The sequence below is a fragment of the Nodosilinea sp. LEGE 07298 genome, assembly GCF_015207265.1.
GTDB lineage: Bacteria > Cyanobacteriota > Cyanobacteriia > Phormidesmidales > Phormidesmidaceae > Nodosilinea.
The window spans coordinates 1-1,865 of the sequence record NZ_JADEXE010000552.1 but is presented as its reverse complement, the minus strand read 5'-3'; the positions used below and the strand labels follow the sequence as shown (position 1 = coordinate 1,865).

General features: G+C 58.3%; 2 protein-coding genes. Both read left to right on the top strand.

Going from position 1 to position 1,865, the window contains the following annotated elements; genetic code table 11:
- The first annotated feature begins 84 nt into the window (after positions 1-84).
- Positions 85-1,005, top strand: a complete 921-nt coding sequence (locus tag IQ273_RS32940) for a carbohydrate ABC transporter permease (RefSeq protein ID WP_194027278.1) — start codon at positions 85-87, stop codon at positions 1,003-1,005.
- Between the two features lies 1 nt (position 1,006).
- A complete protein-coding gene (locus IQ273_RS32935) occupies positions 1,007-1,828 on the top strand; it encodes a carbohydrate ABC transporter permease (protein WP_194027277.1) in 822 nt (273 codons plus the stop codon).
- Positions 1,829-1,865 lie beyond the last annotated feature (37 nt).

The window sequence follows — 1,865 nt, the reverse complement described above, 5'->3', positions numbered from 1 at the left end:
TAGCTACGTTCTAACGTTCCAACGCTCTAACGTTCCAACGCTCTAACGCCCCCTACCCCTCCACCCTTCACCCTTTCCCCTCCTATGACTTCCTCTATCGCAACTCCTTCCCATTCACCGCCACCCAAAACACGGGCGCGATCGCACCAGCGCATTCCAGCCCGACTGCTGGTCGCGCCATCGGTCATCGCCCTGGTGCTCTGGATGGTGGTACCGCTGGCAATGGCGATTTGGTTTGCCTTCCAGCGCTACAACCTGCTGCTGCCCGACAATCGGGAATTTGTTGGCTTTGCCAACTTTGCCTACATTCTCACTGACCCGGCGCTGTGGATTTCCATCGGCATCACGCTGGTGCTGGTGGTGTCGGTGCTGATGATTACGATTGGCCTTGGCACATTGTGTGCGGTGCTCTTTAACCAGGAGTTTCCCGGTCGGGGCATAGCGCGGGTGCTGGCAATTTCACCGTTTTTTGTCATGCCCACGGTCAGCGCCCTGATCTGGAAAAACATGCTGATGCATCCGGTGAACGGGCTGTTTGCCCAGATCACGCGGGGGTTGGGCCTGGGGGCGATTGACTGGTTTGCCGACTTTCCGCTGCTGGCGATCATCATTATCGTGTCGTGGGAGTGGATGCCCTTTGCCCTGCTGATTTTGCTGACGGCGATTCAGTCGCTGGATGCCGACCAGATGGAAGCGGCTCGGATGGATGGCGCTAGCGCCACGCAGCTATTTCGCTTTGTGGTGCTGCCCCACCTGAACCGCGCGATCGCCGTGGTCGCCATGATCGAGACCATCTTTTTCTTGACCATTTTTGCGGAAATTTTCGTCACCACCGGGGGCGGTCCGGGTCTCGCCACCACTAACCTGGCCTACTACATCTACCTGAAAGCGCTGCTGGAGTTCGACGTGGGCGGTGCGTCGGCGGGCGGTCTGATTGCCGTCGTGCTGGCCAACATCGTGGCGATTTTCCTGATGCGCAGTGTTGCTCGTAATTTGGACACCTGATATGGCAAGTAATACCTCTACTCGCTGGTGGATCACGCTGCTGGGCTGGCTGGTGGCCTGCCTGCTGTTCTTCCCCATTTTCTGGATGTTCATCACCAGCTTTAAAACCGAGGTGGCGGCGGTGGCCACTCCGCCTCAGCTCTTCTTTCAGCCAACGCTTGAGAACTACGTTGCCATTCAGGCCCGAGCGTCTTATTTCACGTTTGCCTGGAATAGCGTAGTGATTTCCCTGGGGGCGACGATTCTAGCGCTGCTGCTGGCGATTCCGGCGGCTTATGCGATGTCGTTTTTCCCGACCAAGGGCACCAAGGGCACGCTGCTGTGGATGCTTTCCACCAAAATGCTACCTGCGGTTGGCGTACTGGTGCCGATCTACATCCTGGCGCGGGAAACGGGGCTGCTCGACACCCGCATTGGGTTGATCATCATCTACACGCTGATCAACCTGCCGATTGTGGTGTGGATGACCTACAGCTTCTTCAAAGAAGTGCCCAAGGAAATTCTGGAGGCCGATCGCATGGATGGCGCGTCCACGTTCCAGGAACTGCGGCACGTGCTGCTGCCCCTGGCCCTGCCGGGAATTGCCTCCACGGCGCTGCTGTCGATCATTCTGTCCTGGAATGAAGCTTTCTGGAGCCTGAATTTGACGACGTTTGACGCCGCGCCACTGACGGCCTTCATTGCGTCATTCTCTAGCCCGCAGGGTTTGTTTTGGGCCAAGTTATCTGCCGCTTCGACGCTTGCGATCGCGCCCATCCTGATCTTCGGCTGGGTCAGCCAGCGGCAGCTGGTCCGAGGTCTCACCTTCGGGGCCGTCAAGTAAATCATCCCCTCCTCGGAGGGGTGCCCGAAGGGCGGGG

Bases quoted from the DNA above. Each gene is read 5' to 3' on its own strand.
- IQ273_RS32940 (WP_194027278.1), top strand. From the start codon at position 85: ATGACTTCCTCTATCGCAACTCCTTCCCATTCACCGCCACCCAAAACA.
- IQ273_RS32935 (WP_194027277.1), top strand. From the start codon at position 1,007: ATGGCAAGTAATACCTCTACTCGCTGGTGGATCACGCTGCTGGGCTGG.